This window comes from Nonomuraea sp. NPDC049504 (assembly GCF_040676845.1).
Classification (GTDB): Bacteria; Actinomycetota; Actinomycetes; order Streptosporangiales; family Streptosporangiaceae; genus Nonomuraea; species Nonomuraea salmonea.
Window position 1 is genome coordinate 514870 of sequence record NZ_JBFAPT010000002.1, and the last position, 26869, is coordinate 541738.

Consider the following 26869-nt stretch of genomic DNA (forward strand, 5'->3'; position numbering starts at 1 on the left):
TCACGGGATGAGCTGGAAAGCGCCGGGTTTCATCCGCTTCGTACGCGCCCAGTACTCGAAGCTGAAACCCGGCCAGATCGTCCGGTTCACCCCGTGCACGTCCAGGTACCAGGAGTGGCAGCCGCCGGCGTTCCAGACCAGGGGGTCGAGCCGGCGGCGCAGCCGCTCGTTGAAGGCGCGCTGCGCCTCGGGCCGCACCTCGATGGCCCTGGCGCCGGTGCGGGAGAGCAGGCGCAGGCACTGCAGCACGTAGCGGACCTGCGCCTCGATCATGAAGACCACCGAGTTGTGTCCGAGCCCGGTGTTGGGGCCGAGCAGGAAGAACAGGTTGGGGAACCCGGCGGTGGCGACGCCCAGGTACGCCTCGACGCCGTCCTTCCACGCGTCCTGGATGCTCACCCCGTCGCGGCCGGTGATGTGCTGCTCGGTCAGCGCGTCCACGACCTTGAAGCCGGTGCCGTAGACGATCGCGTCGGCCGGGTGCTCGGCCCCGGCCGCGTCCACCAGCGAACCCGGCCTGATCTCGGTGATGGCGTCGGTGACCAGGGAGACGTCCGGCCTGGTCAGGGCCGGGTAGTAGTCGTCGGCGAGCAGGATGCGCTTGCAGCCGATGACGTAGTCGGGGGTCAGGGCGCGGCGCAGCCCGGGGTCGGGGACCTGCTCGCGCAGGTGGCGCAGCGCGAGCCGTTCCTGCGCCTTCATCAGGCGCGGATGCACGGCGAAGCCGAGCGCCCTGGTCTCCAGGGCCCAGTAGATGGCGTACCGCAGGGCCCTGGCGGCTCCTGGCAGGCGCAGCAGGCGGCGCGCCGTGGGCGGGAAGGCGAAGTCCGGCTTGGGGTGCACCCAGGGGGCCGTGCGCTGGAAGACGGTGAGGTGGCGGGCGGCGCCGGCGAGTTTGGGGATGAACTGGACGGCTGAGGCGCCGGTGCCGATGACGGCGACGCGCTTGCCGGTCAGGTCGATCGAGTGGTCCCACTGGGCGGAGTGGAAGGCGGGGCCGGTGAAGGACGCGCGCCCGGGGATGTCCGGAAATTTCGGGATGTGGAGGGCGCCGATGGCGGAGACGACCGCGTGCGGGCGCAGCGTCTCGCCGTCCTCCGTGGTGACCGTCCAGGTGCGGGTGGCGTCGTCGTACGCCAGGGTGGTGACGCGCCGGCCGTAGCGGATGTGCGGGGTGACGCCGTACGCGGCGGCGCAGGCGCGCAGGTAGCGGCGGATCTCCTCCTGCGGCGAGAACATCCGCGACCAGCCCGGATTGAGGGCGAAGGAGTAGGAGTACATGTGCGAAGGGACGTCGCACGCGCAGCCGGGGTAGGTGTTGTCGCGCCAGGTGCCGCCCGGTTCGCCGGCCTTCTCCAGGATGACGAAGTCGTGGTAGCCGGCCTCTTTGAGCTTGATGGCCATGCAGATCCCGGCGAAGCCGGAACCCACGATGACGATGCCTGGTCCGCTCACTGGCCCTCCCGGCGGGTCCGCCTATTGGACTGTGCATCCAACATAGAGAGGATGTCCTGGCCGGGTCCAGACTATGGGCCGAACGTCCGGGAACGACGAATCCCCGCCACGGCCTCCGCGGCGGGTGATGCGGCCGGCTGACTACTGGAGCAGCAGGAAGGCGACGACGCCGACGACGACGATGGCGGCGACGACCGCGATGATGGGGACGAGCGGCGACTTCTTCGGCTTGGCTGCGGCCTCCTGCTCGCGCGCGTTCGCGAACGCGCGGAAGGCCTGGGTGTTGCCCGCCGGATCGATGTGCTGGTCAGACATGGGCAGCAGCCTAGCGTGATCCCCTGCGTCGTTTGCGGCTTTTGGTGGGATCCATTGGGCCAGGCTGATTAGGGGACCGCCCCACCCGGCAGATAGCTTTGAAGCATGCTGCGGACCCTGCTGTCGCCCCGTCTCCTGGGGTTGCACCTGCTCACCATCGGGGTCCTCGTCGCGTTCATCCTGCTCGGGCGCTGGCAGCTCGGCGTGTTCCAGGACTCCGGCGAACCGCAGTCCGCCATCGATCCCGCGCCCGTCGCGGTCGCCACGCTCGCCCAGGTGGGCGCCCAGATGAGCGGCGAGTCGGTGGGCCGCAAGGTCACCGCCGAGGGCGTCTACGAGGCCGGCAGGCAGCTCCTGGTCGCCGACCGGCGGGCCGACGTCGACGCGCCGGGCGGCAACGTCTCGCGCGGCCACGGCTACTGGGTGCTGACGCCGCTCAGGCTCGACGACGGCACGCTCATGCCCGTCGTACGCGGCTGGGTGGCGAAGGACAGCGACCCCGCGATCGCGTCCGTGCCGGAGGGCCGGGTCACGGTGTCCGGCCGGCTGCGCCCCCAGCAGGGCACCGACAGCGTGCAGCGGCGGGCCGAAGGGCTGCCGCAGGGCCAGGTGCAGACGGTCTCCACGGGCGAGCTGGTCAACCTGTGGTCAGGCCAGCAGGTCCGCACCGGCTACGTCGTGGCCCAGCCGCCCTCGGGCCCGCTCACCCAGGTCAAGGTCGATCCGCCGGTGGTCGGAGGAGAGCTGACCTGGCGTAATCTGGCTTATGCCGCCAACTGGTGGATCTTCGCTGGATTCGCCGTCTTCATGTGGTTCCACTTCGTGCGCGACGCGGTGCGGCGCGACAGGGACCGCGGCACGTCGTCCCCTGAGATGGTTCTGGAAGGTTAACGGTGGAATCGGCTCTCAAACCCTTCCGGGTGCTCGCCTACATCGTCGGCGTCATGCTGCTCGTGCTCTGCGTCGGCATGGTCCTGCGCTACGGCTTCGGCCAGGAGGCGATGTCGAAGATCGTCGCGCCCATTCACGGCGGGCTCTACATGATCTACCTCATCGCCGCGATGAACCTGGGCATGAAGGCCCGCTGGTCGTGGCCGTACCTGCTGGGCGTCATGCTCGGCGGCACGGTGCCGTTCCTGTCCTTCTACGTGGAGCGAAGGGTGACCCAGCGCGTGCTGAACGCGCCGGCCGCGGCGGAGGCATGACGGCCTCCGCCGCCCGGCGGTGACTCAGCGGGTGACTCTCAGCGGCCGATGCCGCGCCTGCGTGACCTCTTCAGGCGCTCGCGCTGCGACGGGTCGAGCATCAGGTAGCCCACCACCGGCAGGCCGATCACGCCGAGGATGACCAGCCACATCAGCCATCCGTCAAGGAAGAACAGCGAGAGCAGGATCGCGGCGCCCGCGCCGATCGCGTATTTCTTGAATGGCGACATCCCTCACAACCCTCCAACGCGGAGCGCACGCCCCGCCTCATCCACATTCTGCGTCGCCTGTCCAACGTGTGAACCCGCCGACATGGTTCCGTTCGCGATGTATCGCAATCGTTGCGCAACGCGCCTCACGGGCGCGCGCCGGTGATCTCGCGCAGGTCGCGGCGCAGTTCGTCCACAGTGGGACGTTCCAACGGGTTGCCGGCGAGCAGCCGGAACAGCACGGGAGCCAGCGGTCCCGCCCGGGTCAGCGCCGCGCCGGGCGCGGGCGGCGCGCCCTCGACGGCCATGAAGAGCGTCGCGCCGAGCGACCACAGATCCGCCGCCTGAGTCGCCGCGCCCTCGGGAGCCGAGTACGCCGGGAGCGTTCCCGCCCGCAGCAACGGCATCAGCCTGGCCCGGCCGAACGCGTCGATCAGCACGTTGCCCGGCTGCACCCCGCCGTGGAACTCGCCCCACGCCGCCAGCCGGTCGAGCACGTCGAGCCCGATCGCCGCCACCTGGACAGGCGGCAGCGGGCCCGAGGCGGCGACCACGACGTCCAGCGGGCGATCCACCGCCAGCCGGTCGAGCGTCTCGCGCACCACCTCCATGGACGGCGGCCCCGACGGGTGCAGCATGGCCCGCAGCAGCGACCTGAACGGGTCGGCGCCCTCCGCCGGCACCTGGCCGGGCGGGCGGCCCTCCACCGCGAAGTGCAGCGTGGCCGCCAGCGACCACAGGTCCGCCGACGGCAGCATGCTCAGGCTGGGATAGCCGAACCCGCTCAGCACCGCCCGCCCCGTCGTGGTGAGCAGCACGTTGCCGGGATCGACCCGGCCGTGCACGATGCCGGCCGCGTGGGCGGCGGTCAGCGCCGACAGCAGGCACACGCCCACCCTGGCCGCCTGGGCGACGGGGAGCGGGCGGCGGGAGCGTACGACCTGCTCCAGCGACGTGCCGGAGACGAACTCCATGACCAGCCACGGCACGCCGTCCTCGATCAGCACGTCGAGCACCCGCACCACGAAGGGGTGCCGCAGCCCGCTCGCCCTGCGCGCCTCGAACAGGGCGGCCTCACGCAGCTCCGGCGGCACCCGCACCTGCCTGACCGCGACGTCGCGGTGCTCCGCCTCGTCGAAGGCCAGGCGCAGGGAGCCCGTGCCAAGCGGATTGAGCAGGCGGTAGCGACCGTTCAGCTTCCTGGTCTCACGCATGTCTAGCTGCACGATAGCGCCAGGAGCAGGGCTCGGCCATCACGAGGCGCCGGCCGACAGCCAGGCCTCCTGCGCGGCGTGCACCTTGCTCCACAGAGCGTCCTTCTCCTGCGCGCTCACGTCGTCGAGCGGCAGGCCGAAGATGTCGGACAGCGCCGCGTAGTAGTCGCGCGCCGAGTCGAGCGTCACCGACAGCGACGTGTTGCCGTAGCGGGTCAGGGTCAGGCCGCGCAGACAGTCCACTCCGTACGCGTCGCGCCGCTGCACCACCGCGACCCGCACGAACCCGGACGTCGGTGACGTCGTCAAATGCGTGTGCATCGCAGCGAACGCCGACATCTCCGCCGGTTCCGGCGCCAAGTCCATGCCCTGGAACGAGCCACTCGGGTCGTGGTCCAGCCGCCACCCTCCGGGCGCCACCTCAGAACGCCGCAGCCCGTACGTGAAAGGCCCCTGCTTGTACGAGCCCTCGATGAGCGGCAGCGGCTCGTGCAGAGCGTCACCCAACCCCACGTCCACCAGCCACTCGCCGCCCGGATTGTCCACAGAGGGCAGGCCGCTCACGGTCAGCACCAGATGGTTGGCGGTGATCCCCGGCTCGGAGTTCCGCATCTGCACCCCGCCGACGTGCCGCGTCACCTGGTACCCCAGCGCCGCGAGCAGCGCCGAGAACGCGCCGTTCAAGTGGTAGCAGTAGCCGCCGCGCCCCCTGATGATGCGCGCGGCCGAATCAAGGGGATCGACCGTCGTGGACCGGCCCAGCCAGATCTCCAAAGCCTCGTAAGGCACCCGCTCGACGTGCGCGGCGTGCAACGCCCGCAGCGCCTCCGGGGTGGGGGGAGCGCCGAGCAACGAGGGCAGGCCGAGACGGGCGAGGTAAGCAGTGGTTTCCATCCGGCAATTCTGCACGGATTGTGCACGACTTCGGCAGTGTCGTCTGCACAGCCCGCTTCTAGGCTTTCGTACGTGGCAGAGCAGCGACGCATCCTCGTGGTCGAGGACGACGTGACGATCGCGCTGGCCGTACGGAACAGGCTGGCCGCCGAAGGGTTCGACGTCAGGGTGGCGGGCGACGGGCAGGACGCCCTCATCCAGTACGGCAGGGCGGAACCCGACCTGGTCATCCTCGACCGGCTGTTGCCCGGCCTCGACGGGCTGGAGGTGTGCCGCCGCATGCAGGCCGCGCGGCCCGTGCCCGTGCTGATGCTCACCGCGCTCGGCGAGGAGACCGACGTGCTCGTCGGGCTCGGCGTCGGCGCCGACGACTACCTGGCCAAGCCGTTCAGCATGCGCGAGCTCGTCGCCCGCATCCACGCCCTGCTGCGCCGCGTCGAACGCGCCGCCCAGCTCGCCGCCGAGGACACCGTGATCAGGGTCGGCGAGGTCGAGATCGACACCGCCGCCCGCCGCGTCTTCGTGCGCGGCGCCGAGGCCCAGCTCACCAGGACCGAGTTCGACCTGCTGCGCCGCCTCGCCGAGCGGCCGGGGCACGTCTTCGAGCGCGACCGGCTGCTGTCGGACGTCTGGGGCTTCTCCGAGGCCGCCGCCACCAGGACCGTGGACAGCCACGTCCGCGCGCTGCGCCGCAAACTCGGCTCCGACGTCGTGCGCACCGTGCACGGCGTCGGCTACGCCCTGGTCGGCCGATGAACCCCCTCGACTTCCTCGGCCGCATCAAGGTCAAGCTCGGCATCGTGATCGTGCTGGCCGTCGGCACCGCGTTCGTCGTGAACGAGGTCGGCATCAACTCCGGGCTCTCCCGCGAGCTGCGCATCGCCGTCGCCGTCGTCCTCGCCCTCATCATGGTGCAGGTCCTCGCCATGGGCATGACCAAACCGCTGCGCCAGATGGCCCGCGCCGCCCAGACCATCGCCAAGGGCGGCTACAGCCTGCGCGTCAGCGCCACCTCACGGGACGAGGTCGGCGAGCTGGCCCGCGCGTTCAACGCGATGGCCGCCGACCTCGGCGAGGTCGACCGGCAGCGGCGCGAGCTGGTCGCCAACGTCAGCCACGAGCTGCGCACGCCCATCACCGGGCTGCGGGCCGTGCTCGAGAACGTCGTGGACGGCGTCTCCGCCGCCGACCCCGTCACCATGCGCACCGCGCTCGCCCAGACCGAGCGGCTCGGCCGCCTCGTCGCCCAGCTCCTCGACCTGTCGCGGCTCGACTCCGGCGTGCGCCTCATCGAGGCCGAGGCCGTCGCGCTCGCGCCGCTCGTCGAGCAGGCCGTACGCGAGGCGGCGCTGCCCCGCGAGGACGTCTCCATCCGGCCGTCCGTCCCTGACGACCTCGTCCTGCGGGCCGACCCCGACCTGCTGGCGCAGGTGCTGGCCAACCTCCTCGACAACGCCGTACGGCACAGCCCGCCCGGCGGCACGGTCACCGTACGCGGGGCCGCCGTCGGGCCCGGCGTCCGGCTCACCGTCGAGGACCAGGGGCCCGGCATCCCCGCCTCCGCCCGTGCACGCGTCTTCGAACGCTTCTCCCGCCTCGACACCGGCCGCGCCGCCGACTCCGGAGGCGCGGGGCTGGGGCTGGCCATCGTCAAGGAGATCGTGGAGCTGCACGGGGGCGCCATCCGCATCGACGACTGCGCGGGCTGCCGCATGGTCGTCGACTTACCAGGGAGAACCACGATGGCCCACACCCCCCTGCCTTCCGACGCCCCCGACCTCCCCCGAGGCGTCGCACCCGCGCCCGGCCCCGCGCTCCCGGCCACCGGGGGCGGAGAAGGCCCGCTGATGAGCGATCCGCAGCCGGCCGACGCAGCGGCCGCGCATGCCGATGGCCTGGCCGCTGGGGACGGCGAGGCGGATGTGCGTGCCGTCGGCACCGGTGCTCAGACCCCCGATGCGGGCGGCACCGGTGCCCAGACCCCCGATGTGGGCGGGGCCGTGAGCGAGTCCGCGCAGGACGTGGTCCCGGCCGGAGCGGGACTGCCGGCGGCAGGAGACCGCGCTGACACCGCTGTTCGCGCTGAGGCGGGCTTGGGCGGGCGGGAAGCGCATGCGGAAGGCGCACGTGCTGATGTCGAGGGGGCGGTGCCTGTGAAGGGGGCCGGTGTCGCGGCGGGCAGCGATGCCGGTGGGCCGTACTCGGGGGCGAGGGCCCTGGCGGCGGGGTTCGGGGGTGGGGCCGGGGGGCTGGTGCGGATGATCGCGGGTGGGGTCATCGGGGTGCTGGTCGGGTTCATGGTGGGGATGTTCGCCGCCGTGCTGGCCAGTGTGGCCATTGGCGACATGGCGGCGCTGGTCACGCTCATCGGCTGTACTGCGCTGCTGGGCGCCGTCGGTGCGGCCCTGGGCGCTGGGTCGGGGCGGCGTGCGGCGGTGGCGGAGTATCACCGGCGTCACGTCGCCTACCACCAGAGCACCCCACAGCCCCCGGCCTCCGCGAGCCGGCCGGCCGCGACGGCCGGTGCGACGGCCGGTGCGACGAGCCGGTCCGATGCGGGGGATGAGCAGGACGCGACCCAGCCCGGCGCGGGAGGCCAGAAGGACGCGGCACAACCCGGTGCGGGGAGTGGGCAGGGTGCGGGGGCGGCTGGCGGCGTGGGGCAGGCGGGCCTCAAGGGGTCCGCCGAGGCGGGACACGCGGCCGCTGCTGGGCAAGCGGGCGGGCGGGAGTTGGGGCAAGGGCAGGTTGTGGCGGGGCAGGTGGGTGCGCGGGAGTTGGGGCAAGGGCAGGTTGTGGCGGGGCAGGTGCTTGTGGGGCAGGGCGGGGGGCCGCCTCATGTGCCGCCGTACGTGCCGCCGCCGCTGTTCCCGCGGCCCGAGCTGCCTGAGCCGCCCGGCTGGATGGTGCCGGCGGCGGCCGGAGCCGGGGTGTTCGCGGCGGTGGCGCTGCCTGAGGCGCAGGTGGGGCTGGGGCTGGTGCTGGTGTCGGTCGTGCTGGGCGGGGCGGCGCTGCCGGCGATGCTGCGGCGGATGACGCCGTGGACGGTGGCGTTCGGCGTGACGGCGTACTGGCTGATCTCCATGGCGGCGGTGCGCGACGCGGACTGGCTGGTCGCGCTCCTCCTGATCGCGGGCGCGGGGCTGGGCGCGCTGGCCGTGTCGGGCGCGGGAGCGGGCTGGCTGGGCGTGATCAGGGGCGGCTTCTCGGTGCTGCTGGCGCTGGGCCCGGTGCCGTGGTTTCTGGCAGTGCCGATGAAACGGCTCACGGCGCGGCGCAGGGTGCTGCCGATGCTGGCGGCGCTGGGCATCACGGCGGTGCTGCTGCTGGTGTTCGGGCTGCTGTTCGCGTCGGCCGACGCGGTGTTCGCCTCGTACGTGGACCGCCTGACCGCCACCCCGGCCTGGGCGGAGACGATCCCGCTGCGGATCTTCCTGTTCGCGCTGTTCGGCGTGCTGCTGGCCGCGGTCGTGCTGGTGGCGCTGCGGCCGGTGGCGGACCCGGTGGGGCCGGGGACCAAGTTCCGGGTCAGCACGAGCATCTGGCTGGTGCCGCTGACGGCGGTGAACCTGCTGTTCGCGGCGTTCGTGGCGGTGCAGATCAGGGTCCTGTTCGGCGGCGACACGCTGGTGCTGCGGACGGCGGGCCTGACCTACGCCGAGTACGCCAGGCAGGGCTTCTTCCAGCTCGTGGTGGTCAGCGTGTTCGTGCTGGGCATCGTGGCCGTGGCGGCGGGCCTGCTGAAGGTGGACCGGCGCGAGCGCTGGATGCTGGCGGCGCTGCTCGGCGTGCTGTGCGGGCTGACCATGGTGGTGCTGGCCTCGGCGCTGCACCGGATGAACCTCTACACCGACGCGTACGGCCTGTCCCGGCTGCGGCTGTCGGTGCAGGCGACGGTGTACTGGCTGGGCGCGCTGTTCGCGCTGGTGCTGGTGGCGGGCGCGGCGCGGCTGGCGGGCCGCAGGTCGGGCTGGCTGCCCCGGACGATCGTGCTGGTCACGGGCCTGAGCCTGGGCCTGTTCTCGCTCGCGAACCCCGACCTCCAGGTCGCGCGTACGCAGGTCGACATCCGCGGCGTCACCAACCTCGACTCCGACTACCTGGGCGACCTGGGCGCGGAGGCGGTGCCGGCGCTGGACCGGCTGCCCGAGCCGCAGCGCAGCTGCGTGCTGCACGACGTCGTCCAGGCCAACGGCCTGTATCACCCCGAGCCGTGGAACGGCTGGAACCTTGCCCGCTCCCAGGCGCGGGCCCTGCTGGCCGAGCGCCCTGTGCTGCACCACCCGGACTGCGGAGCGGTGCGGGCCGGCGGCTCTGATTGAATCCTGGAGTGACCTTCGACGTAGTGATCAGCGGCGGCCGGGTGCTCGACGGCACGGGCGCCCCGCCGTTTCGCGCGGACGTGGCGATCTCGGGTGATCGCCTCGCGGCGGTCGGCAGGATCGACCCGGCAGGGGCGGGCGCGGTGATCGACGCGACCGGGCGCTTCGTGGCGCCGGGGTTCGTCGACTGCCACGCCCACGGTGACGCCGCCGTGTTCGATCCGGCGGTGCAGCGGGCGGCGTTGCGGCAGGGGGTGACGACGTTCGTGCTGGGCCAGGACGGGCTGTCGTTCGCGCCGGGCTCGGCGGCCACGGTGGCCTACGCCTCGCGTTACTTCGCCGCGGTCAACGGGGCGCTGACCGACGGGCCGCTGAGCGTGCGCGAGCTGCTCGACGGCTATGACGGGGCGGTGGCGCTGAACACCGCGTACCTGCTGCCGCACGGCACGATCCGCTACGACGTCATGGGCCCGTCGCCCGACAGGGCCGCGCCCGCCGACCTCGACGCGATGGTGCGCCGTGTCGAGCAGGGCCTGTCGGAGGGCGCGGTGGGGCTGTCCAGCGGCCTCGAATACCTGCCGGGCCGCTACGCCGACGCGGCGGAGCTGGCCGCGCTGTGCGCGCCGCTGGGCGGGCTCCCGTACGTCACCCACATGCGCGCCTACGGCCAGCGGGCCGAGACGGGCATGACGGAGGTGATGGAGATCGCCGAGCTGTCGGGGGCCGCGGTCCACGTCTCCCACCTGCACGGTCCCGCCGACGTGCTGCTGCCGCTGGTCGAGCAGGCGCTCGGCAAGGGCGTCGACCTCACCTTCGACACCTACCCCTACCTGCGCGGCAACACGATCCTGGCGATGGTCGTGCTGCCGCCGTCGGTGCCGGGCGCGGAGCCGGAAGCGGCGATGGAGATGATCGGCTCGGGCGTGCTGGACGACTGGTGGCCGACGCTGGACGCCGTCTGGCCGCGCCTGACCGTCTCGCACGCGCCGGGGCTGGAGTGGGCCGAGGGTCTGACGATGGTCGCGGCGGCCGAGCGGGCGGAGGTCCCGCCCGCGGAGTTCTGCCGGCGGCTGCTGACGGAGACGCGGCTGGAGGCGGGCGTGGTCACGGCCCGCCCCGACGAGGGGCCGCAGGGCGAGCAGTCCGTACGCCGCATGCTCCGCCACCCCTCGCAGACCGGCGGCTCCGACGGCATCTACGTGGGCGGCCACCCGCATCCGCGCGGCCACGGCGCGTTCGCCAGGTTCCTGGGCAGGCACGTCAGGGAGCTGGGCGACTGGACGTGGGAGCAGGCGGTGACGCACCTGTCGGCCCACCCGGCGCGCCGCTTCGGCCTGCTCGACCGGGGTTTGCTGCGGCAGGGCTGCGCGGCGGACGTCGTGGTGTTCGACCCGGCCACGGTGACCGACCTCGCCACCTACCCGGCGCCGCGCACGCTCGCCGAGGGTGTGGACGACGTGCTGGTCTCGGGCGTGCCCGTGCTGGCGCGCGGCGAGCTGACCGGGGCCACCCCCGGCCGGGCGCTGCGCCCGTGAGCGCGCGGCCGGAGAGCCTGGTTGGGATAGGGTCGGACCCGGACGAAGGGGGTGTGGTGCCGGCGATCCTCGGTCAGTCGGTCTTCGACGGCGGCGTCGAGTTTCCCGCGATGGTGGTGCACCGCGACGCGCTGGAGCACAACGTCGCCACGATGGCGGCCTTCGCCCGCGATCACGGCCTGGAGCTGGCGCCGCACGCCAAGACGCACATGTCGGCGGAGATCGCCGCGATGCAGCTGTCCGCCGGTGCGTGGGGGCTCACGGTGGCGACGCTGCGGCAGGCCGCGACCGTCAGGGGCTTCGGCGTGGGCCGCGTCATGGTGGCCAACCAGGTGGTCGATCCCGCGGGGCTCGCCTGGGCGGCGGCCGAGCTGGACCGCGACCCCGAGTTCGAGCTGCTGAGCTTCGCCGACTCCGAGGCGGGGCTCGACCTGCTCGCCGGGCACGCGGGGAGGCGGCCTTTCCGGGTGCTGGTCGAGCTGGGTCACGAGGGCGGCCGGGCCGGCTGCCGGTCGCTGGAGCGGCTGTTTGAGGTGGCCGCGTACGCGCAGCGCACCCCCGGCGTGGAGCTGGCCGGGGTGGCGGGCTACGAGGGCGGGCTGAAGAGCGCGGAAGACGTCCGGAAATATCTGGCGGCGCTGCAGGACGCCGTCGAGTACGTCCGGCTCAAGCGTCCCATCCTGACCGTCGGCGGCAGCCAGTGGTTCGACGTGATCGGCCGCGAGCTGGTCGCCACCCAGGCGCGGATCCTGCTGCGCAGCGGCGCGTACGTCACCCACGACGACGGCTTCTACCGCGAGCGCACCCCGTTCAACCGCATCGACGGCGAGCTGCGCCCGGCGCTGGAGGTGTGGGCGCACGTGCTGTCCACTCCCGAGCCCGGCCTGGCCATGGTCGGCATGGGCAAGCGCGACGCCCCCTACGACGAGGGCCTGCCGATCCCGCGCCGCGGCGGCGTCACCATCATGAAGATGCAGGACCAGCACACCGTGGTCCGCGCCGCCGGGCTCAAGCCGGGCGACCTGCTGGCCTTCGGCATCTCCCACCCCTGCACCGCCTTCGACAAGTGGCGCGTGCTGCCGCTGGTGGACCGGGATTACCGTGTCGTTGGCACGATACGCACCAACTTCTAGGGAGATCTCGTGAAAAAGGAGCTCAGGACCACAGAGGGCGCTGCCCCGGTCGGCGCCTACTCCCAGGGGCTCGTGGTCGGCGACTTCGTCTTCACCTCCGGCATGGGCCCGCTCGACCCCCACACCGGCGAACTCGTCGGCGACGACGTCGCCACCCAGACCCACCAGGTGATGCGCAACCTCGGCGCCATCCTCGCCGCCCACGGGCTCGGCTACGACGACGTCATCAAGGCCACCGTGCACCTCCAGCACGTCAAGCGCGACTTCGCCGCCTACAACGAGGTCTACAAGTCCTACTTCAACCAGCCCTACCCGGTGCGCACCACGGTGGGCTCCGAGCTGATGGACATCCTGGTCGAGATCGACTTCGTCGCGCACAAGAGCGCCTGAGGTGCGGCCGTGGACAGTTCGGTGTACGTCTTCGTCGAGGACCTGCGCGGCGAGGGCGTCGAGCGGGTGCTCGACAGGCTCAGCGGCTACGGCGTGTCCGGCGTCACCGTCGGCGCCGTCCACCACGCCTCACGCGACGTCACCCCCCACGGGCTGTCCCGGCTGACCCTGCGCCACGACGGCGCCCACTTCACGCCGCCGCCCGAGCTGTTCGACGGGCTGCGGCTGCGGCCCGTGCCCGGCTACACCGACGCGCTCGACGGGCTGGCCGAGGCGTGCGCGAAGCGGTCGATGAAGCTGCACGCCTGGACGGTCTTCCTGCGCAACGCCACCCTCGGCACCGCCCATCCCGACGTGACCGTACGCGACTGCTTCGGCGACCGCGGCTCGCTCACCGACCTGTGCCCGGCGCACCCCGACGTGCGCGACTACGCCGCGGCGCTGGCCAGGGCGGTGGCGCGGCTCGGGGCCGACAGCGTGGTGGCCGAGTCGCTGCACTTCAGGCCGCTCAAGCCGCAGCGCTCGTTCGTGCCGCTCGGGCCGATGGACGCCTACCTGTTCGGGCTCTGCTTCTGCGACTACTGCCTGCGCCGGGCCACCGACCTGGGCGTGGACGCCGAGGTGGCGCGGGAGGAGTGCGCCCGCATCGTGGGCGGCGTCTTCGACGGCGACCCTCCCGCGCAGGGCGAGGTCACCAGGGCGGCGCTCACCGCGTACGCGGGGCCCGACGTGGTGGCCTACGCCCGCGCCCGCTCCGAGACCGTCACCACGCTGGTCTCCGAGGTGGCGTCGGCGGTGGCCGGCGAGGGCTCGAAGCTGGTCTTCATCGACTCGACGGGGGCGGTCAAGGGATACACCGACGGGCTGCCCACCCCCGGCCTGGCCGCCCACGACGCCTGGCAGTTCGGCGTCGACCTGGTGGCGCTCGGCGACCTCGTGCCGGCGTTCGGGGTGCTGGCGTACGCGCGGGACGCGGCGCGGGTGGCCGACGACGTCGGCGCCTACCTGCGGTCCGTGGGCAAGGACCGCGAGGTGCGTGCGGTGCTGCGGCCCGGTCACCCCGACAGCGACTCCACCGACCGGCTGGTGGCCAAGGCGCGCGGGGCCAAGGCGGCGGGGGCGATGGCGGTCGACTTCTACGCGTACGGGCTGGTGCCGTACCCGGTGCTCGACCGCATCCCGTCCGCGCTGGCCGAAGCGCCCTGACCGGGCCTCAGTCGCCTGCCCGGCCCAGGGGCATGAGGGTCACGCGGGTCCGCGCCGGCGCACGCCGCGAGTCGGCCTGACCGGCGCGCGTTGCGGGGTCAGCCTGGCCGGTGCACGCCGTCGAGCACCAGGGCGACGGCTTCGGTGGCGAAGTCGCCGCCGACCTTCATGCCGCGCAGGACGGCCCGCATCCACACCGCCCCGGCCAGCAGGTCCATGATGAGCAGCGGGTCGGCGGAGCCGGGCAGCTCGCCCCTGCGCGCGGCCCGCTCGAAGACCGTGCGCTCCCTGGCGAACCGGTCGGCGAAGAACCGCCGCCCGTCCAGCTCGGGATGGCGTACGGCGGCGGCCAGCGCGGCCACCGCGATGTCGCTGCCCGGCGGCTCGGTCAGCAGCCGCCGCACCCCCTCGACCAGCGCGACCAGGTCACCCCGCAGGCTCCCTGTGTCGGGCACGGTGAAGCCCAGCACGTCGGACTCCACCAGCGCCGCCCCCAGCAGCGCCGCCTTCGACGGCCACCACCGGTAGATCGTGGTCTTGTTGACCCCCGACCGCTCGGCGACCCCCTCGACGGTCAGCCCGTCATAGCCCCGCTCGGCCACCAGCCGCAGCGTCGCGTCGAAGATCTCCCGCTGTTTCCTGGGCGCCATGGAGGTCATTCTCTCGCCGCGAACGCGGTGAGGACGCCCAGGCCCAGGTAGACGGTGCCGCTGACGTACTTCAGCGTCTTGGCGGCGCGGGTGAGGCGGCGGGCGAGGGCGCCGGCGGTGACGGCGTACAGGAGGTCGGAGATCAGGCCGAGCAGCAGCAGCGTGAGGCCGAACACCACGACCTGGAGTGCGGGCGAGCCCGCGTCCGGGTCCACGAAGTGCGGCAGGAACGCCAGGAAGAACAGCGCCACCTTCGGGTTCAGCACGTTGACCAGCACGCCTTCGAGGAACACCTTGCGCAGCGGCTGCGGCTCAGGCGGGCCGGCCTGCTGGTCCTTGGCGGTGAACGCGCGGATGCCCAGGTAGACGAGGTAGGCGACGCCGGCCCACTTGACGACGGCGAACAGCGTGGCGGACTGCGCGATGACGTACGACAGGCCCAGCGCGGCGGCCGCGATGTGCACGAGCGTGCCGGCCTCCACACCGAACGCGCTGGCCAGGCCGGCCGCCCGGCCCTGGGAGAGGCCGCGCGCGGTGATGTAGAGGTGGTTGGGGCCGGGGATGAGGACCAGGGCGAGGCTGGCCGTCACGAAGATGGCGAACGTGGAGGGAGCTATCACGGAAGAGCAATCTAGGCCGGGTTTGGTCCGTCCAGGAGGGCCAATCCCGTTGGGGTTCCGTGGACCAATCTGTTGTCGGGCGAGCGTGGCATAGTTTGCAGACGTGAATGGTCTACTCGTCGGGCGCTCTGCTGAGCTGGCCGGACTCCTGCGGGCGCTGAGCTCCGCCGCCGATGGCGTGGCCGGCGTGGCGCTCGTCGGTGGAGACGCCGGCATCGGCAAGACCCGGCTCGCCGCCGAGCTGGCCGCCGAGGCCCGCACGCGCGGCTTCAACGTCCTGGTCGGCCAGTGCGCCGAGCTGGGCGACGCGCTGCCCTACCTGCCGCTGGCCGACGCGCTGCGCGGCGCCGAGCCCGCCGTGCGCGAGGCCGCCGCTGCCCATCCCATGCTGGGCCAGCTGCTGCCCGGCACGGAGAGCGCGCCGTCGGCCGGGCTCACCCAGCAGCGGCTGTTCGGCTCGCTGCTCGGGCTGCTGGCCGACGTGCAGCCGGTGCTGTTCGTCATCGAGGACCTCCACTGGGCCGACCGCTCCACCCGTGACCTGCTGGTCTTCCTCAGCCGCATGCTGCAGAGCGAGCGGGTCTGCGTGGTCGGCACCTACCGCACCGACGACCTGCACCGCCGCCACCCGCTCAGGCCCGTCCTCGCCGAGCTCAAGCGGCTGCCCACGGTGACGAGCGTGGAGCTGGGGCCGCTGGGCGCGGGCGAGATGGCCGACTACGTCGCCACGCTGGGCGAGATCGACGCACAGAGCCTCGGGCTCGTCGTCTCCCGCGCCGACGGCAACCCGTTCTACGCCGAGGAGCTCCACGCCGCCATGGCCGAGGGCGACAGCCTGCCCGACGAGCTGGCCAGCCTGCTGCTGTCCAGGGTCGAGGTGCTGTCGGAGGCCGGGCAGCAGGTGCTGCGGGCCGCCGCCGTGGCCGGCCGCCAGGTCGAGGACGACCTGCTGCGCGAGGTGTCGGGGCTGCCGCTCGCCGAGTTCGAGGAGGCGGTCAGGGAGATCGTCTCGCGCGGCCTGCTCAAAGTGCGCGGCCACGGCTACGCCTTCCGCCACGCCCTGCTCCAGGAGGCCGTCTACACCGACCTGCTGCCGGGCGAGCGCACCCGGCTGCACGCCGCGTTCGCCCGGCTGCTCACCTCGCCGGCCGAGCTGGCCCACCACCACCTGGCCAGCCACGACCTGGCGGGCGCGTTCGCCGCCTCGATCGAGGCGGGCAGGGCGGCCGAGCGGGTCGGCGCGCCCGCAGAGGCCCACAGCCACTACGACCGCGCGCTGTCCCTGTGGGAGCGGGTCGACGACGCCGCGCGGCTGGCCGGGACGAGCCGGGCCGAGCTGGCCTTCCGCAGCGCGGTCATGGCCGCCGACAGCGGCGACAAGCACCGCGCCGTGGCGCAACTCCGGGTGCTGCCGCAGACGTCCGAGGTGAGCGAGCGGCTCGCCTACTACCTCTACGAGACGGACGACGAGGCCGCCGCGGCCGAGGTGGCCGAGCGCGCGGTCGAGAGCGCGGACGAGCCGGCGGCGCTCTCCCGCGCCATGGCCACCCACGCCCGCACGCTGCTGTGGGGCCCGCGCCACCAGGAGGTCGAAGAGCTGGCCACGAAGGCGCTCGAGCTGGCCCGCACGGCCGGCGCCAGAGACGCCGAGGTCGGGGCGCTGCTCACGCTGGCCACGTCCGTCGAGCTGCGCGGCGACATGCACCGCGCGCACGAGCTGGTCGAGAAGGCCATGGCAGGGCCCACCGGCGACCTCGCGATGGACCTGCGGGCCCGCTTCCACCACGCCCGCATCCACTACGAGCAGGGCGTGCTCGAACACGCCGCCGAGGTGGCCGACGACGGCATCCGCCTGGCCTCCGACGCCGGGCTCATGTGGAGCACCTACGGCACCGACCTGCGGTTCCTGCGCTTCCTCATCCACTACGTCGCCGGCGAGTGGGACGCGGCGGAGACGATGGCGGCCGGGTTCGGCGCCAGGGTGGGCACGGTGCCGGAGGCGATCCTGTCGTCGTTCGCGCTGTTCGTCGAGGTGGCACGCGGCCTGCCCGTGGTCGAGTCGCGGCTGAGCTGGCTGCGGCCGTTCTGGTCCGACCCGCTCGCCTCCTACATGTCGCGGGGGCTCGCGGCCGAGCACGCGCTGTGGCACGGCGACCCCGCAACGGCGCTCGACCACGTACGCGCGGTCCTCGCGGCGCAGGTGCCCGGCGATTCGGGCAACGTCCGCATGGCCGCCATCGGCCTGTGGGCCCTGGCCGAGCTCGGCACCACCGAGGGCGCCGACGAGCTGCGCGCCCAGGCCAGGCTGGCCGTCGAGTCAGGCCCCACCGGCGCAGGCGGCCACCTCGGGCCCGAGGGTCGCGCGTGGGCGCTGCGCGTCGAGGCCGAGTGGCACCGCGTGCACGGCCGGCTCGACGTCGAGCTGTGCCGGCGGGTGACCGAGGCGTTCGGCTACGGCTTCGTCTACGAGGCCGCGCGGGCCCGCTGGCGGCTGGCCGAGGCGCTGCTCGCGGCGGGCGAGCGCCACGCGGCCCAGGCGGAGTGGGAGCAGGCCAGGGAGGCGGCGGGCAAGCTGCGGGCCGTGCCGCTGGAGAGCGCGCTGCTCGACTTCGGGCGCCGCGCCCGCTTCGGCTCATCCGGCGGGCAGACCTCCGTCCCGCAGGGTGAGCTGACGGCCCGGGAGGCCGAGGTGCTGCGGCTGGTGGCCGAGGGGCTGACCAACAGGGAGATCGCCGAGCGGCTGTTCATCGCCCAGAAGACGGTCAGCGTCCACGTGTCCAACATCCTCGGCAAGCTCGGCGTCTCCACCCGCACCCAGGCCGCCGCCACCGCCCGCCGCCTCGGCCTGCTGCCCTAGACGGTCACCCGCCCAGTGCCGCGCGCTGCTCCGGGGTGAGCGGGCGGGTCGGCACACCGCGCAGGAGGAGGAAGAGCTTGGCGGTCTCCTCCAGCTCCTCCACGGCGTCCAGGGCCGCGCCGAGGCTCGCGCCCGCGACGATCGGGCCATGGTTGCTCAGCAGCAGCGCCCGGTGCGTGCGCGCCTTCTCCTCCGCTGCCGGGCCCAGCGCCGCGTCGCCCGGCGCGTAGTAGGGCAGCAGCGGCAGCCGGCCGACCCGCATCGCGAAGTACGCGGTCAGCGGCGGCAGCGCGTCGTCCCGGTCGAGGCCGTCCATGCAGGACACGGCGGCCGCGTACGTGGAGTGCGTGTGCACCACCGCCTGCGCGTCCGGCCTGGCCCGCAGCAGCGCGGCGTGCAGGAACGCCTCCTTCGACGGCTTCGGCCCGCCCACGTGCGCGCCGGTCAGGTCGATCAGCGACAGGTCGGCGGCCTCGACCGTGCCCAGGCTGGAGCCGGTGGGGGTGACGAGGACACGGTCGCCGACGCGTACGGACAGGTTGCCGGTGCTGCCGTGGGTCAGGCCGCGCGCGAACAGCGAGCGGGCGGCGGCCACGATGCTCAGGCGTTCATTCTCGAAGGTCATCGGGACGCCTCCAGCAGCAGGCCGGGCTCGCCGAAGTTGCCGGACTTCAGCAGCAGCGAGAAACCGTTCGGGGTGTGGATCCACGGCACGCCGCGCGCCGCCTCCGCGCCGATCACGCCGCCCGGCACGCCGAGCGCGCTCACCACGGCGCCCGAGGTCTCGCCCCCGGCCGAGATCACCCGGGTGACACCCCGCTCCACCAGGCCGCGGGCGACGGCGCCGAGCGCCTGCTCCAGGATGCCGGCCGAGCGTTCCGTGCCGAGCGCCTGCTGCACGCGGCGCAGCGCCACCGGCTCCAGCGAGGAGTAGATGAGGGGCGCGCCCGTGCCGGGCGGCAGCCGGTCGTACCAGGCCAGGGCGCCGCGGGCCAGCGAGGCGGGGTCGCGGTCGGCCAGCGCGTCCAGCCGGTACGCCGGCCTGCCCGCCTCGATCATGACGGCGACCTGCTCCAGCGTACGGGCCGAGCAACTGCCGGCGAGCACCGCGGCCGGCCCGAAAGGATCAGGCGCGGGCGGCTCGCCGCCCTCGGCCCGCGCGTGCGCCGCCGCCAGCCCGCCGGCCAGGCCCGCCGCGCCCGCCACCAGCCGCGCCCCCGCCAGCGCCCGCCCCGACACCTCCAGGTCGGAGTCCTCCAGGGCGTCCACGAAGACGTAGCGCACGCCGTGCTCGCGCAGCTCGGCCAGCCGCTGCTCGACCGCGTGGCCGCGTACCTGGCCGAGCGTCACCACCCCCGACCGGTACGCGCTCTGCGCCTCCAGCAGCCGCGGCAGGTACGAGTCGGTCATCGGCGTGAGCGGATGGTCGCGCATGTGCGACTCGCCCAGCAGCACGTCACCGACGAACAGGTAGCCGTTGTACTGCGTGCGGCCGTGCTCGGGCGAGCTGGGCGTCATCGCGACCAGCGGCACGTCCATGGCGTCGGCCAGCGCGTCCAGCACCGGCCCGATGTTGCCGTCGCGGGTGGAGTCGAACGTCGAGCAGTACTTGAAGTAGACCTGCCGCGCCGCGCCGTGCGCCCGCAGCCACCGCAGCGCGCGCAGCGACCGCGCCACCGCGTCGGCCTTGGGGATCGTACGGGTCTTCAGCGCGATCACGACGGCGTCGTGCTCGGGCGGCTCGCTGCCCTGGGGCGGCAGCCCGAAGTAAAGGACGGTACGCAGGCCACGGCGGCGCATCGCCACGGCCACGTCGGTGGCGCCGGTGAAGTCGTCGGCGATGGCGCCGATCATGGACGCCCCTCGGTGCGGGGGAGGTGGTCGAACATGAAGCCGACGTTATCGGCGCGAAAGTGGATCTATGACGACGGGGCGGAGTCGTCAGCTCGTGATCGTGGCGTCACGGATCCTGAAGTAGGACGTGTGGTCGGTCTGCAGGTACGCGTGGAAGCCCGGCGCCTTCTCCCCGGCCGTCTTGTCGGCGGTGACGATGGTCACCACCACGTACTTCCTGGACGCGCCCGAGAGGATCTTGCCGTACACGTAGTCGGAGTGCGCCTTGTCCTGGCGCCACGTGACCGCGTCCGACGAGAGCTTCGACAGGCGGTCGGCGGTGGTCTTCGCGGCCTGGTCGCTGGGGAACTCCATGATCAGCTGGACCGCCTTGAGGTGGCCGCTGTAGGCCGAGTACGCGAGCTGGACCGCGCGCTCGCACTTGTTCTTGCGCAGGACGCCGCCCTTGCCGTCCACCGGGGTGCACGTGTCGTAGGTCCAGCCGGCGACCTTGTTCGCCCTGAACTTGACCGTGCCCATCGCGAAGTTCCAGTCGTCGAACTCGTCGTCGGTGATGGGGGAGCCGGGCTGGACCTGCCTCTTGGACGAGGTCGTGGTGGGGGACGGGGACGGGCCGGGCGTCTTCTCCTCGGTCTTCGAGGGCTTCGGGGTGGACGAGGTCGTGGGCAGAGCCACCTTGTCGGCGGGGTTGTCGCGGTTCAGGTAGAGGTAGGTGCCGATGCCGGCCAGAGCCAGCACGATGAGGCTGACCAGGCTCAGGACGGCGATGAGGACGCCCTTGCCGCTGCTCGAACCGGCTGGAGGGCCGTAGGGAGGCCCGCCCTGGCCGTAGGGCGGCTGGCCGTAGCCCTGCTGCTGGTAGGCGGGCTGGGTGTAGGCGCCCTGGTTGTGACCGGGCTGCGTGGCACCCGGGCCGGGCTGCCCATAACCCTGCTGCTGGCCGTAGCCCTGCTGGCCGTAGCCCTGCTGGCCGTAGCCCTGCTGCCCGTAGCCCTGCTGGCCGTAGCCGGGCTGGCCGTGATCAGGCTGGGGCCGGCCATGGCCCGGCTGGGGGCCGTCCTGCGGTGGCCGGCCCTGACCCTGGCCCTGCGGGGGGCCGTAGGGCGACTGGCCGTACTCCGGCTGGCCCGGCTGGCCCGGCTGGTTCGGGTGGGGTGGGCCGTAGGGCTGTGGGGGGCCGTACCCTTGCGGCGCGCCCTGGCCTGGCGCGCCGCCCCACGGGCCAGGCTGTGGGGGCTGCGGCTGCGGAGGGTATGCCATCCCCCCATTGTGGGGCAGCCCCTCACCTTCTGCCCCAAAGACCCCACCAATTGTGATGCCACGGCATGCTTTGGTCGGCGCGGCAGGCGACCAAGGTCGGATGCCAGGGGCGAACGCCGAAATCTAGCGTCGCCAGGTATGACGGACGTGAGCACCCCGACCACCCGCCGAGTCCATGAGGTGGACGTCGTACGCGGGTTCGCCCTCGCGGGCATCCTGGTCGCCAACATCGGCTACTTCTCCGATCCCGGCTACGCCCAGTCAGGCACCATGCCGATCCCCGACGGTCCGGTGGCCTCGGCCATCACCGCGCTGGTGCTGACGAAGTTCTACATCATCTTCTCGTTCCTGTTCGGGTACTCGTTCACGCTCCAGATGCGCGCGGCCGAGCGGGCGGGCGCGAGCGTGACGGCGCGGACCGTGCGCAGGTGCCTAGCACTGCTGGTGATCGGCGTGCTGCACGGGATCCTGCTGTGGGTGGGCGACATCCTCACCCTGTACGCCGTACTCGGCCTGATCCTGCTGGCCCTGCGCGGCATCAAGCCGCGGACGGCCGTGATCATCGGATCGGTCGTCATAGGCGTGCCCACCCTGCTGATGGGTGCGCTGGCGGCGCTGTCCACCGTCGATCCCGCGGCCGGCGAGCCGTCCGCGGCCGACCCCGGGGTGGCCGAGCGCGCGCTCGCGCTGGCCACCGGCGGCCCGCTCGACTTCCTGACCCTGCAGCTCGAAACCTATCCGGCGCTGGTCGCGCTCATCTGGGCGTTCCAGGGACCGGTGGCGATGGCGATGTTCCTGTTCGGCCTGGCGGCGGGCAAGGCGCGGCTGCTGGAGGAGACCGACCGCTGGTGGCACCTGCTGCCACGCGTCCAGGCCGTGGGCTTCGGCGTGGGCCTGCCTGGCGGCGTGCTGCTCGCCTGGACGGCGAACGAGCCGGGCCCGCTGGAGCTGGTGGGCACCACCACGAACTTCCTCACCTCGATCCTGCTGGCCGCCGCGTACGTCGCCACCCTGCTCAGGACCGTGCGGCGCTTCCCCGCCGTCGGCCGCGCGCTGGCGCCGGCCGGACGCGTGGCGGCCTCGAACTACGTCGGCCAGTCGCTGCTGGCCTGCCTGATCTTCACCGGGTACGGCCTGTCGCTCGCGGGCACGCTGCCGCCGATCGCCGTGATGGGCATCGCCCTGGTGATGTACTCGGTGCTGCTCTGGGCGAGCGCCCGCTGGCTGCGCACCCACCACTACGGCCCCGTCGAGTACGTCCTACGCCGCGTCACCACCTGGAGCTAGCGCCTGGCGGCGGAACCTGCCTGGCGCGACGCCGTACTCGCGCTTGAAGGCGTTGCCGAACGCGAACTCCGAGCCGTAACCGACCCGCTCGGCCACCTCGGAGACCGGCGCGTCCGACTCGAGCAGCAGCCGCGCCGCCGTCGCGAGCCGCCACGACGTCAGGTACGCCAGCGGCGGCGTCCCCACCAGCTCGGTGAAGCGGCGGGCGAAGCCGGCCCGCGACAGGCCCGCCTGGGCGCCGAGCGACTCGACGGTCCAGCGGCGGTCGGGGGCGCGGTGCATGGCGTCGAGCGCGGGCCCGATGGCCGGGTCGGAGAGCGCGGCGGCCCAGCCTCCGCACGTGCAGAGCTCGTCGGAGCTGAACCAGGCGCGCAGGACGTAGAGCTGCACGGCGTCGAGCAGGGAGGTCACGATCGTGTCGGCGCCTGGGCGCGGGTTGTCGATCTCGCCGGCCAGCAGCTCGACGGCCGCGCGCAGCTCGGGGTGGCAGCCGAGGGTCGCGGGCAGGTGGATCACGGGCGGCAGCGAACGCAGGATGGGGTGCGACACGCGGGGATGCAGCCGGTAGCCGCAGGTCAAGGTGACGGTCTCGGCGCCCGAGCCGCCCACGCCCGCCGAGGCGAACAGCTCGGGATCGTCATGGCTGCAGCCGACGGGCGGCGGCAGGGGCTCGTCCGGGTCGTCGGCCAGCCCGTACGCGTCGCCGTGCGGCAGGAACAGCACGTCGCCGACGCTGAGCGGGACGGGCTCGCCCGTGCTCGGGACGAACCAGCAGGAACCGCGCAGCACGATGTGGAAGCTGGCCGAGCCGGGGGCCGAAGGGAACGCGTGGCTCCAGGGGGCGCGCCAGGAGATGCGGGCCGAGATCGGGCGGCCGGTCCGCATGAGGGCGACGACGTCGCTCAGGAGATCCATGCATGCAGTCTAAGGGCGTAGACGCTGACGTATAAAACGTGGACACCAGCGCATTCACCATCTCAGGCCCAGTGCCTACGGTGGTCAGCGGACTGAAAACCGTGTTTCGGAAGGATCGTTGACATGCCGAAGGTGGGCATCATTTTGGGCAGCACCCGTCCCGGACGCAACGGCGAGGCGGTGGCGCGCTGGGTGCACGAGCTGGCGGCCAAGCGCGGCGACGCCGACTACCAGGTGCTCGATCTGCAGGACTACGACCTGCGTCACCTGGACGAGCCGACCCCCGCGGCCGCCGGGGTCTACCACCACGACCACACCAAGAGCTGGGCGGCGGCCGTGGCGCCGCTGGACGCGTTCGTGTTCGTGACGCCCGAGTACAACCACTCGATCCCCGGCGCGCTGAAGGACGCGATCGACTTCCTGTACGAGGAGTGGGCGAACAAGGCGGCCGGGTTCGTCAGCTATGGGGTGGACGGTGGGGTGCGGTCCGTCGGCCACCTGCGGGACATCCTGTCCACGGTGCGGGTGGCGACCGTGCAGATGCACGTCGCGCTCTCGGTCGCCACCGACTTCGAGAACTTCTCCGACTTCAGGCCCGCCGCCGCGCACGAGGAACGGCTGAACACCATGCTCGACCAGCTGCTGGAGTGGGGAGCCGCGCTGCAGCCGCTGAGAGGATGACCCAAAAGAGGTATTTCTCCGGACAGTCGCCCCCTCTACGAGAGCACGATCCTGAGCACGGGACCGCGCCCTCACGAGCCGGGGCGACCGCGCCCGCCCACAGGATCACCGTGGCCCCCGCCGGGCCGGGCGCGGTCTAGCTGCGGGACAACGTCCCGCCCGGCGGGCACACGACACGTCACCTCCCGCACCTCAGCGGCGGCCGTCTTTGTGGTTGAGACGCATCGCACAGCCTGAACTGTTCACCCTGGGTTGCACAGTTCAGGCTGTCCTTTTTAGGGTGAAAAGGTGATGGATGAGGACGAAGCACTCCTGGCGACGCGGGCCGCGACCGAGACCTGGGTGGTGCTGGGCCGGCTGCGCCGAAGGCTGGAGTCCCTGCCGTCGGAGGGCGGGCTGTCCCCGGCGCAGGCGTCCGTGCTCACCCGGCTCAGCAAGCACGGTCCCGCCTCCGCCAGCGAACTCGCCGCCGCGGAACGCGTCAGGCCGCAGTCGATGGCCAAGGTCGTCGTCTCGCTGGAGCAGGCCGGGCTGGTCGAACGCAACCCCGACCCCGAGGACGGCCGCCGCCAGGTCATCACGCTGACCGAGCAGGGCGCGGCCCGCCGCCAGGGCGACCGCGAGGCCCGCCAGGCCTGGCTCGCCGCGACCCTGCGCGAGCGGGGCAGCGAGGAGCAGATCCGCGCGGTGATCACAGCCATGGCCCTCCTGGACGAGGTCGCACACTCGTGACCCGCCCCACCGACTGGCTACGCCGCCGCCGACCCCAGGAGCCGCCGGGCGGGGGCGCCGGGTGGGTGCGGTGGCGCAGGTCGCCGGGCGGCGGTGCCGGGTGGGTGCTGCCGTGGCGTCGGTCGCCGGGGGTGCCGGGCGGGGATGACGAAGACCATGCTCAGGGGTTTGATCGGCGGCTCATCGCGCCGATGATCCTCGGGTCGATCCTGAATCCGATCAACTCCTCGATGCTCGCGGTCGCGCTGATCCCGATCGGCGCGGCGTTCGGGGCGCCGCCGTCGGAGACGGCGTGGCTGGTGTCCGGGCTCTACCTGGCCACCGCCGTCGGGCAGCCGGTGATCGGGCGGCTGGTGGACATGTACGGCCCGCGCCTGCTCTACCTGCTGGGCACGGCGCTGGTCGGCATCGCGGGGGCGATGGCGTTGTTCGCGCCCGACCTCGGCCTGCTGATCGTCTCCCGGGTGCTGCTCGGCTTCGGCACGTGTGCCGCGTACCCGGCCTCGATGTTCCTGCTGCGCAGCGAGGCCGAGCGCACCGGGATGCGCAACCCCGGCGGCGTGCTGGCGCTGCTGTCCATCTCCAACCAGGTCATCGCGGTCGTCGGGCCGACGTTCGGCGGGCTGCTGATCGGGCTGGGCGGCTGGCACCTCATCTTCGCCGTCAACGTGCCGCTGGCCCTGGCCTGCCTGGTCCTGGGCGCGCTGCGGCTGCCCCGCCGCTCCACGCTGCGCACCCGGCCGGGCGGGGGCGTGGACCTGCCGGGGATGCTGTCGTTCGCGGGCATGCTCACCGCGTTCATGCTGTTCCTGATGGAGCCGGGCGTCGGCCACCTCTACCTGGTCGGGGTCGGAGCCGTGCTGGGCGCCGCGTTCGCCTGGTGGGAGCTGCGACGCCCGGAGCCGTTCATCGACCTGCGGGTGCTGCGGGGCAACGCCGCGCTGCTGGCCACGTACGGACGCCAGGTGCTGGCCTTCACCACCAGCTACGCCTTCCTCTACGGCTTCAGCCAGTGGCTGGAGGAGAGCCGGGAGCTGAGCCCGTCGCAGGCGGGCCTGCTCCTGCTGCCCCTGTCGGTGACCGCGATCATCGCCACCGCCGTCGCCAGCAGGAACGCGAGGGTGCGCGGCAAGCTCGTGATCGGCGCCGCCGTCCAGGTGGTGGGCTGCGTCTCCATGCTGAGCCTGCACGCCACGAGCCCGGTCTGGCTGCTCGTGCTCATCGGCGGCGTCCTCGGCATCTCCCAGGGCCTGATCGGCCTCGGCAACCAGAACGCGCTGTACGCCCAGGCCGACCCCGACCGCATGGGCTCGTCGGCCGGGCTGCTGCGCACCTTCATGTACATCGGCGCGCTGCTGGCCGCCGCCGCCAACGCCACCTTCTTTCGCGACGGCGCCACGACCGCAGGGCTGCACGGCCTGAGCGTGCTGCTCGCGGTGGTCGCCGTCCTGCTGCTCGCACTCACCCTCGCCGACCGGTCGTTGCGCCGCGTCGGCACCGCGGAAAGGTAACCATCATGGCCGTCACCACCCTCGACCCGCGTACCGCGCTGGTCGTCATCGATCTGCAGCAGGGCGTCCTCGCGCTGCCCGGCACCCCGTACGGCGGGGCCGACGTGCTGGCGCGCACGGTCGAGTTGGCCGAGGCGTTCCGTGCGAACAAGCTGCCGGTCGTCCTGGTACGCGTGTCCGTCGCGGCCGACGGCTCCGACGCCGCCCCGGGCCGTACGGAGGCGGGCGGCGCCACCGGCCCGCGACCGGAGGGCTGGGACGAGCTGGCCCCCGAGCTGAGCCGCCCTGATGACGTGGTGGTGACCAAGCGGAACTGGGGCGCCTTCTACGGCACCGACCTCGACCTGCAGCTCCGCCGCCGGGGCGTGACGCAGATCGTGCTCACGGGCGTGGCCACGAGCATCGGCGTGGAGTCGACGGCGCGGGCGGCGTACGAGCACGGCTACCACGTCACGCTGGCCGTGGACGCGATGACCGACCTGAACGCCGACGCCCACCACAACAGCGTGGAGCGCATCTTCCCCCGCCTGGGCGAGACCGGCACCACCGCCGACATCCTCGCCCTCCTGGCGAAGACCGGCTGAAGTGCCGTGCCGCCGCCCTCCGTGAGGGCGGCGGCGGGAA

The 26869-nt window shown here is 72.9% G+C and carries 25 protein-coding genes; 14 read left to right on the forward strand and 11 right to left on the reverse strand.

From position 1 onward, the window contains the following. On the reverse strand, positions 1–1455 hold the full coding sequence (locus tag AB0K28_RS05635; protein WP_364365492.1) for an NAD(P)/FAD-dependent oxidoreductase: 1455 nt from the start codon (positions 1453–1455) through the stop codon (positions 1–3). 141 nt (positions 1456–1596) lie between these two features. Next, positions 1597–1770, reverse strand: coding sequence for a hypothetical protein (locus tag AB0K28_RS05640; protein WP_345396849.1), 174 nt, complete (start codon positions 1768–1770; stop codon positions 1597–1599). 105 nt (positions 1771–1875) lie between these two features. Here AB0K28_RS05640 and AB0K28_RS05645 point away from each other — a divergent pair, with 105 nt between their 5' ends. Together AB0K28_RS05645 and AB0K28_RS05650 are read left to right on the forward strand one after the other, a co-directional pair. Beyond that, positions 1876–2661 carry an SURF1 family protein gene (locus AB0K28_RS05645; protein ID WP_345396852.1) on the forward strand — a complete coding sequence of 262 codons (786 nt, stop codon included), beginning with the start codon at positions 1876–1878 and terminating at the stop codon, positions 2659–2661. 2 nt (positions 2662–2663) lie between these two features. Continuing rightward, positions 2664–2975, forward strand: coding sequence for a DUF3817 domain-containing protein (locus AB0K28_RS05650; protein ID WP_345396855.1), 312 nt, complete (start codon positions 2664–2666; stop codon positions 2973–2975). A 38-nt stretch (positions 2976–3013) separates the two neighbouring features. Here AB0K28_RS05650 and AB0K28_RS05655 read toward each other — a convergent pair whose 3' ends face one another. The 3 genes from AB0K28_RS05655 to AB0K28_RS05665 all read right to left on the reverse strand — a co-directional run bounded on the left by AB0K28_RS05655 (position 3014) and on the right by AB0K28_RS05665 (position 5292). Then, entirely contained in the window at positions 3014–3205 is a 192-nt protein-coding gene (locus AB0K28_RS05655) for a hypothetical protein (protein ID WP_345396857.1), read from the reverse strand. Positions 3206–3330: 125 nt separating this feature from the next. Next, positions 3331–4398 carry a protein kinase gene (locus AB0K28_RS05660; protein ID WP_345396860.1) on the reverse strand — a complete coding sequence of 356 codons (1068 nt, stop codon included), beginning with the start codon at positions 4396–4398 and terminating at the stop codon, positions 3331–3333. 39 nt (positions 4399–4437) lie between these two features. Further along, entirely contained in the window at positions 4438–5292 is an 855-nt protein-coding gene (locus tag AB0K28_RS05665; protein WP_364365497.1) for an arylamine N-acetyltransferase, read from the reverse strand. A 72-nt stretch (positions 5293–5364) separates the two neighbouring features. On the opposite strand from AB0K28_RS05665, the gene AB0K28_RS05670 reads away from it, so the two are divergent. The 6 genes from AB0K28_RS05670 to AB0K28_RS05695 are packed head-to-tail and all read left to right on the forward strand — an operon-like array spanning position 5365 to position 13878. Continuing rightward, positions 5365–6048 carry a response regulator transcription factor gene (locus AB0K28_RS05670; RefSeq protein ID WP_364365500.1) on the forward strand — a complete coding sequence of 228 codons (684 nt, stop codon included), beginning with the start codon at positions 5365–5367 and terminating at the stop codon, positions 6046–6048. Beyond that, a complete protein-coding gene (locus tag AB0K28_RS05675) occupies positions 6045–9614 on the forward strand; it encodes a DUF4153 domain-containing protein (RefSeq protein WP_364365503.1) in 3570 nt (1189 codons plus the stop codon). Before AB0K28_RS05670 ends, AB0K28_RS05675 begins: the two co-directional genes overlap by 4 nt. A gap of 8 nt (positions 9615–9622) precedes the next feature. Continuing rightward, on the forward strand, positions 9623–11149 hold the full coding sequence (locus AB0K28_RS05680; protein WP_364365506.1) for an amidohydrolase family protein: 1527 nt from the start codon (positions 9623–9625) through the stop codon (positions 11147–11149). A gap of 56 nt (positions 11150–11205) precedes the next feature. Further along, positions 11206–12282: an alanine racemase gene (locus AB0K28_RS05685; RefSeq protein WP_364365509.1), complete on the forward strand. Its 1077-nt coding sequence runs from the start codon at positions 11206–11208 to the stop codon at positions 12280–12282. A gap of 9 nt (positions 12283–12291) precedes the next feature. Continuing rightward, positions 12292–12672 (forward strand): Rid family detoxifying hydrolase, encoded by a 381-nt coding sequence (locus AB0K28_RS05690; RefSeq protein WP_364365512.1) that lies wholly within the window; start codon positions 12292–12294, stop codon positions 12670–12672. Between the two features lie 9 nt (positions 12673–12681). Next, a complete protein-coding gene (locus AB0K28_RS05695) occupies positions 12682–13878 on the forward strand; it encodes a hypothetical protein (RefSeq protein ID WP_345396872.1) in 1197 nt (398 codons plus the stop codon). A gap of 98 nt (positions 13879–13976) precedes the next feature. On the opposite strand, the gene AB0K28_RS05700 is transcribed toward AB0K28_RS05695, so the two are convergent. Then, entirely contained in the window at positions 13977–14528 is a 552-nt protein-coding gene (locus AB0K28_RS05700) for a TetR/AcrR family transcriptional regulator (RefSeq protein ID WP_364365516.1), read from the reverse strand. Positions 14529–14533: 5 nt separating this feature from the next. Beyond that, on the reverse strand, positions 14534–15148 hold the full coding sequence (locus tag AB0K28_RS05705) for a LysE family translocator (protein ID WP_364365519.1): 615 nt from the start codon (positions 15146–15148) through the stop codon (positions 14534–14536). Positions 15149–15251: 103 nt separating this feature from the next. Between AB0K28_RS05705 and AB0K28_RS05710 the strand changes: the two genes are divergently transcribed. Further along, a complete protein-coding gene (locus AB0K28_RS05710) occupies positions 15252–18005 on the forward strand; it encodes an AAA family ATPase (protein ID WP_364365522.1) in 2754 nt (917 codons plus the stop codon). Positions 18006–18009: 4 nt separating this feature from the next. Here AB0K28_RS05710 and otnC read toward each other — a convergent pair whose 3' ends face one another. From otnC to AB0K28_RS05725, 3 genes are all read right to left on the reverse strand, one after another. Continuing rightward, positions 18010–18630, reverse strand: coding sequence for a 3-oxo-tetronate 4-phosphate decarboxylase (otnC, locus tag AB0K28_RS05715; RefSeq protein ID WP_364365524.1), 621 nt, complete (start codon positions 18628–18630; stop codon positions 18010–18012). Next, positions 18627–19859, reverse strand: coding sequence for a 3-oxo-tetronate kinase (gene otnK / locus AB0K28_RS05720; protein WP_364365526.1), 1233 nt, complete (start codon positions 19857–19859; stop codon positions 18627–18629). The genes otnC and otnK overlap by 4 nt, the downstream gene beginning before the upstream one ends. An 87-nt stretch (positions 19860–19946) precedes the next feature. Continuing rightward, complete coding sequence (locus AB0K28_RS05725) at positions 19947–21119, reverse strand: hypothetical protein (RefSeq protein WP_364365529.1); 1173 nt, start codon at positions 21117–21119, stop codon at positions 19947–19949. Positions 21120–21257: 138 nt separating this feature from the next. Between AB0K28_RS05725 and AB0K28_RS05730 the strand changes: the two genes are divergently transcribed. Further along, positions 21258–22406: a DUF418 domain-containing protein gene (locus tag AB0K28_RS05730; protein ID WP_364365531.1), complete on the forward strand. Its 1149-nt coding sequence runs from the start codon at positions 21258–21260 to the stop codon at positions 22404–22406. Here the strand turns inward: AB0K28_RS05730 and AB0K28_RS05735 are convergent. Beyond that, positions 22380–23321, reverse strand: coding sequence for an AraC family transcriptional regulator (locus AB0K28_RS05735; protein WP_364365534.1), 942 nt, complete (start codon positions 23319–23321; stop codon positions 22380–22382). The two genes, AB0K28_RS05730 and AB0K28_RS05735, sit on opposite strands and share 27 nt — an antisense overlap. A 123-nt stretch (positions 23322–23444) precedes the next feature. On the opposite strand from AB0K28_RS05735, the gene AB0K28_RS05740 reads away from it, so the two are divergent. The 4 genes from AB0K28_RS05740 to AB0K28_RS05755 all read left to right on the forward strand — a co-directional run bounded on the left by AB0K28_RS05740 (position 23445) and on the right by AB0K28_RS05755 (position 26829). Further along, on the forward strand, positions 23445–24002 hold the full coding sequence (locus AB0K28_RS05740; RefSeq protein ID WP_345396901.1) for an NAD(P)H-dependent oxidoreductase: 558 nt from the start codon (positions 23445–23447) through the stop codon (positions 24000–24002). A 291-nt stretch (positions 24003–24293) separates the two neighbouring features. Then, positions 24294–24734, forward strand: coding sequence for a MarR family transcriptional regulator (locus AB0K28_RS05745; protein WP_345396904.1), 441 nt, complete (start codon positions 24294–24296; stop codon positions 24732–24734). Next, positions 24731–26245 carry an MFS transporter gene (locus tag AB0K28_RS05750; protein WP_364365537.1) on the forward strand — a complete coding sequence of 505 codons (1515 nt, stop codon included), beginning with the start codon at positions 24731–24733 and terminating at the stop codon, positions 26243–26245. The genes AB0K28_RS05745 and AB0K28_RS05750 overlap by 4 nt, the downstream gene beginning before the upstream one ends. A 5-nt stretch (positions 26246–26250) precedes the next feature. Beyond that, the gene (locus AB0K28_RS05755; protein ID WP_364365540.1) at positions 26251–26829 is read left to right on the forward strand and encodes a hydrolase; all 579 of its coding nucleotides are present in this window, start codon (positions 26251–26253) and stop codon (positions 26827–26829) included. Positions 26830–26869 lie beyond the last annotated feature (40 nt).

Coding starts and splice junctions, on each gene's coding strand:
- AB0K28_RS05640 (WP_345396849.1), bottom strand. CDS start 1,770: ATGTCTGACCAGCACATCGATCCGGCGGGCAACACCCAGGCCTTCCGC.
- AB0K28_RS05645 (WP_345396852.1), top strand. CDS start 1,876: ATGCTGCGGACCCTGCTGTCGCCCCGTCTCCTGGGGTTGCACCTGCTC.
- AB0K28_RS05655 (WP_345396857.1), bottom strand. CDS start 3,205: ATGTCGCCATTCAAGAAATACGCGATCGGCGCGGGCGCCGCGATCCTG.
- AB0K28_RS05660 (WP_345396860.1), bottom strand. CDS start 4,398: ATGCGTGAGACCAGGAAGCTGAACGGTCGCTACCGCCTGCTCAATCCG.
- AB0K28_RS05665 (WP_364365497.1), bottom strand. CDS start 5,292: ATGGAAACCACTGCTTACCTCGCCCGTCTCGGCCTGCCCTCGTTGCTC.
- AB0K28_RS05675 (WP_364365503.1), top strand. CDS start 6,045: ATGAACCCCCTCGACTTCCTCGGCCGCATCAAGGTCAAGCTCGGCATC.
- AB0K28_RS05700 (WP_364365516.1), bottom strand. CDS start 14,528: ATGGCGCCCAGGAAACAGCGGGAGATCTTCGACGCGACGCTGCGGCTG.
- otnC (WP_364365524.1), bottom strand. CDS start 18,630: ATGACCTTCGAGAATGAACGCCTGAGCATCGTGGCCGCCGCCCGCTCG.
- otnK (WP_364365526.1), bottom strand. CDS start 19,859: ATGATCGGCGCCATCGCCGACGACTTCACCGGCGCCACCGACGTGGCC.
- AB0K28_RS05725 (WP_364365529.1), bottom strand. CDS start 21,119: ATGGCATACCCTCCGCAGCCGCAGCCCCCACAGCCTGGCCCGTGGGGC.
- AB0K28_RS05730 (WP_364365531.1), top strand. CDS start 21,258: ATGACGGACGTGAGCACCCCGACCACCCGCCGAGTCCATGAGGTGGAC.
- AB0K28_RS05735 (WP_364365534.1), bottom strand. CDS start 23,321: ATGGATCTCCTGAGCGACGTCGTCGCCCTCATGCGGACCGGCCGCCCG.
- AB0K28_RS05740 (WP_345396901.1), top strand. CDS start 23,445: ATGCCGAAGGTGGGCATCATTTTGGGCAGCACCCGTCCCGGACGCAAC.
- AB0K28_RS05745 (WP_345396904.1), top strand. CDS start 24,294: ATGGATGAGGACGAAGCACTCCTGGCGACGCGGGCCGCGACCGAGACC.
- AB0K28_RS05755 (WP_364365540.1), top strand. CDS start 26,251: ATGGCCGTCACCACCCTCGACCCGCGTACCGCGCTGGTCGTCATCGAT.